Annotated in this window: 4 protein-coding genes; 2 read left to right on the top strand and 2 right to left on the bottom strand. The window is 71.0% G+C overall.

The genetic code is table 11. The features are described 5' to 3' along the window. Nucleotides 1-128 precede the first annotated feature (128 nt). Entirely contained in the window at nt 129-1016 is an 888-nt protein-coding gene (locus ACFVZW_RS19865; RefSeq protein WP_384522980.1) for a tRNA (adenine-N1)-methyltransferase, read from the bottom strand. Between the two features lie 18 nt (nt 1017-1034). Beyond that, nucleotides 1035-2285: a site-2 protease family protein gene (locus tag ACFVZW_RS19860; protein WP_384522978.1), complete on the bottom strand. Its 1251-nt coding sequence runs from the start codon at nt 2283-2285 to the stop codon at nt 1035-1037. A 124-nt stretch (nt 2286-2409) separates the two neighbouring features. On the opposite strand from ACFVZW_RS19860, the gene ACFVZW_RS19855 reads away from it, so the two are divergent. Beyond that, nucleotides 2410-3324: a RecB family exonuclease gene (locus ACFVZW_RS19855; protein ID WP_384522976.1), complete on the top strand. Its 915-nt coding sequence runs from the start codon at nt 2410-2412 to the stop codon at nt 3322-3324. A gap of 10 nt (nt 3325-3334) precedes the next feature. Then, the gene (locus ACFVZW_RS19850; RefSeq protein WP_137990365.1) at nt 3335-4006 is read left to right on the top strand and encodes a response regulator transcription factor; all 672 of its coding nucleotides are present in this window, start codon (nt 3335-3337) and stop codon (nt 4004-4006) included. The last annotated feature ends 44 nt before the right edge of the window (nt 4007-4050 follow it).

The following is a 4050-nucleotide window of genomic DNA, read 5'->3' as shown; positions in this document are numbered from 1 at the left end:
GAGTGGGGCGTACGGGCGACCGTCGGCAACGCCAGGGTGTTGCCCGCGGCGACGGGCGCGGGCCCCCCGGTGGTGGCCCCGGGGGGGGGGGGGAAACGCCCCGGCGGCACGCGTTCGTTGTCGGGGCGTCAGCCCTTGTTGGGGCCTTCGTAGTCCTCACCGTAGGCGCCCTTGGCGGGGCGGCGGCGGCGCATGGGCGGCTCGACGCCGTCCGCGAGGCGGCGGGCGGTGACGAGGAAGCCGGTGTGGCCGATCATGCGGTGGTCCGGGCGCACGGCCAGGCCCTCCACGTGCCAGTTCCGGATCATGGATTCCCAGGGCTGCGGCTCGGCGTAGCAGCCGAACTCACGGATGGACTCCACGGTGCGGGCGAGCTGGGTCGTGGTCGCCACGTAGCAGCAGAGGATGCCGCCGGGGACGAGCGCCTTGGAGACGGCCTCCAGGCATTCCCAGGGGGCGAGCATGTCCAGGATGACGCGGTCCACGTCGGTGTCGGACAGGTTGTCCTGGAGGTCGCCGACGGTGAGCTGCCAGGCGGGGTGCGGGCCGCCGAAGTAGCGCTCGACGTTCCCCTTGGCGATCTCGGCGAAGTCCTCGCGGCGCTCGTAGGAGTGCAGCATTCCGCTGTCGCCGATGGCGCGCAGGAGGAAGCTGCTGAGCGAGCCCGAGCCCACCCCGGCTTCCACGACGCGGGCGCCGGGGAAGATGTCGGCGAAGGCCAGGATCTGCCCCGCGTCCTTGGGGTAGACCACGGCGGCGCCGCGGGGCATGGACAGGACGTAGTCGGGGAGCAGGGGGCGCAGCGCGAGATAGGCGACGTTCCCCGTGGTGCGGACAACGCTTCCCTCGGGGGAGCCGATCAGTTCGTCGTGCGGGAAGGAACCCTTGTGGGTGTGGAAATTCTTCCCGGCCTCGAGCGTGAACGTGTAGTGGCGGCCCTTGGGGTCGGTCAGCTGAACCTGGTCCCCGACCTTGAAGGGCCCGCGCCTGCGGGCGGCACCGGTCGGTTCGGACATGTGACCAGAGTACCGGGGTTACGCGGAGGGTCTTGCCATGGCCTTGACGAAGGCGCGTTCCACGTCGTTGGTGGAGAGCACTCCGTAGATCTCTCCGCTCTCCTCGACGACCAGGTATTCGGTGGCCGGGCTGGTGCGGAGGTGGTCGAGGAGAGGCTGGCCGGTGAGTTCGGCGGGGACCCTCATGCCGTCGGTGAGGTCCTGGGCGAGGGTGCTGACGGCGACCCAGGGGCGGCGGTGCTGCGGGACGCCGGCGATGGCGCTCTCGCGGACCAGGCCGGTGGGGCCGCCCTGGCCGTCGACGACGACCAGGGCGCGGGCTCCGGCCTCGTTGGCGCGGCGCAGGGCCTCGGAGAGCGGGGTGGTGGGCTCGACGGGGATGGCGCGCCGGGTGAGGGTGCGGGCGCACAGTTCGGGGAGGTGCTCGCGGAGCCGGGCCATGCGCAGGCTGTTGCCTGCGCCGGTCCAGATGATGGCGGCGAGGATCGCGGCGAGCAGGGCGTCGGTGACGGTGTCCATGCCGCTGATGTCCTCGGTGGAGTTGCCGAGGACGCCGGTGCGGGTGAGGAGGGGGAGGCCGATGAGGACGGCGACGGCGAGGGCGCGGCCGACCCAGGCGGCGGCGACGGTGCCGGCCATGGGCTTGCCGGTGATCTTCCACACGACGGCGCGGAGCATCCGGCCGCCGTCGAGCGGGAGGCCGGGCAGCAGGTTGAAGATCGCGACGATCAGGTTCGAGATCATGAGCCCGGCGAGCAGGACACCGGGGACGGTGCCGGGCTCGACCGCGTACAGGGTCAGATAGAAGACCCCGGCGAGGACCAGGGAGAGCAGGGGGCCGACGAAGGCGAGGACGAACTCACGGCCGGGGGTCTCGCTCTCCTTCTCGATCTCGGACACACCGCCGAAGAACTGGAGCTGGATACGGCGCACCGGGAGCTTGAAGCGGAGCGCGGCGATCGTGTGGGCCAGTTCGTGGACGAGGACCGAGGCGTAGAAGGCGATGGCGAAGAAGAGGGAGACGAGATAGCGGGCGGCGCCCAGCTCGGGCAGGACGCGTTCGATCTGGTCGCCGAAGACCCAGGTGATGAGAGCGGCGACGAGGAACCAGCTGGGGGCGACGTACACGGGCACGCCGAAGGGGCGGCCCATGAGGATCCCTCCGCCGGGTTCCTCGCTGCGCCGGGTCCGGGAGTCCCCGGTGGACGGCGGTTCCGCGTCGCCGGACCGCGGCCGCTCGTTCTCGCCGCGCTGGTCGTCCTGGTTCACGGGTTCCTCTCGTAGCCTTCCGCGCGACCCCCGTCGTGCGTCACTCTTCGATCATGCAGCGTGACGGGGTCTGTCGTCGATGGTATTCGGCTCGCTGTCAGTGGCGGGTCGTAGGGTCTGGGTCATGAGTACGAGCGAGCAGCCGCCCGTGGGGGCCAGGACACCCATGTCGTTGTCGCCCTCGCGGGCGAGCGACTTCATGCAGTGTCCCCTGCTGTACCGGTTCCGGGTGATCGACAGGCTGCCCGAGAAGCCGAGCGAGGCGGCGACGCGGGGCACGCTGGTGCACGCGGTGCTGGAGCGGCTCTTCGACGCTCCGGCGGTGGACCGGACGGCGCCGCGGGCGAAGGCGCTGATCCCGGGGCAGTGGGACCGGCTGCTGGAGTCGAAGCCGGAGCTGGGCGAGCTGTTCGCGGAGGACGCGGAGGGGGAGCGTCTCGCGCGCTGGCTGGGCGAGGCGGAGCAGCTGGTGGAGCGGTGGTTCACGCTGGAGGATCCGACGCGGCTGGAGCCGGCGGAGCGTGAGCTGTTCGTGGAGACGGAGCTGGAGTCGGGGCTGCGGCTGCGCGGGGTGATCGACCGGATCGACGTGGCGCCGACGGGCGAGGTGCGGATCGTCGACTACAAGACGGGCAAGGCGCCGCGGCCGGAGTACAGCGAGGGCGCGCTGTTCCAGATGAAGTTCTACGCGCTGGTGATCTGGCGGCTGAAGCTGGTCGTGCCCCGTCGGCTGCAGCTGGTGTACCTGGGCAGTGGCGATGTGCTGACGTACGACCCGGTCGAGGCGGATCTGCTGCGGGTGGAGCGGAAGCTGCTCGCCCTCTGGGAGGCGATCCGGCTGGCGACGGAGACGGGTGAGTGGCGCCCGCGTCCGACGAAGCTGTGCGGCTGGTGCGATCACCAGGCGGTCTGCCCCGAGTTCGGGGGCACTCCCCCGGTGTATCCGCTGGAGATCCGGCGGGAGATCGTTTCCGCGCGCCCGCCTGAGTCGGACGATTCGGGACAGGGCAGAATGGGGCCGGTCCCACCCGCGCCGTGAAGGAGTTCCCGTGGCTATCCGCGTCCTGTTGGTCGACGACCAGCCGCTGCTGCGTACCGGTTTCCGGATGATTCTGGAGGCGGAGCAGGACATCGCGGTCGTCGGCGAGGCCGGGGACGGTCTCCAGGCTCTGGACCAGGTGCGGGCGCTGCAGCCCGACGTGGTGCTGATGGACATCCGGATGCCGCGGATGGACGGGGTGGAGGCGACCCGTCAGATCACGGGTCCGGGGCGGGACGGCCCGGCGAAGGTGCTGGTGCTGACGACCTTCGATCTGGACGAGTACGTGGTGGAGGCGCTGCGCGCGGGGGCCAGTGGCTTTCTGCTGAAGGACGCGCCGGCCAACGAGCTGGTGCAGGCGATCCGGGTGGTCGCGGCGGGTGAGGCGATGCTGGCCCCGTCGATCACGCGGCGCCTGCTCGACAAGTACTCGGCGCATCTGCCGTCGGGCGACGAGCAGGTGCCGGACACGCTCAACACGCTGACCGAGCGTGAGGTCGAGGTGCTGAAGCTGGTGGCGCGCGGCCTGTCGAACGCGGAGATCGCGGCGGATCTGTTCGTCAGCGAGACGACGGTGAAGACGCATGTGGGTCATGTGCTGACCAAGCTGGGGCTGCGCGACCGCGTTCAGGCGGCGGTGTACGCGTACGAGAGCGGTCTGGTGCGCCCGGGCGCGCAGTAGCGGACGGAACGAGAGCGACGAAAGGGGCCCGGCACCCCCCCCCG

The sequence above is a fragment of the Streptomyces sp. NPDC059567 genome, assembly GCF_042735655.1.
GTDB lineage: Bacteria > Actinomycetota > Actinomycetes > Streptomycetales > Streptomycetaceae > Streptomyces.
Note: the sequence above shows the minus strand (reverse complement) of the source record. Positions and strands in the feature narration are given on the sequence as shown.

Bases quoted from the DNA above. Each gene is read 5' to 3' on its own strand.
- ACFVZW_RS19855 (WP_384522976.1), top strand. From the start codon at position 2,410: ATGAGTACGAGCGAGCAGCCGCCCGTGGGGGCCAGGACACCCATGTCG.
- ACFVZW_RS19865 (WP_384522980.1), bottom strand. From the start codon at position 1,016: ATGTCCGAACCGACCGGTGCCGCCCGCAGGCGCGGGCCCTTCAAGGTC.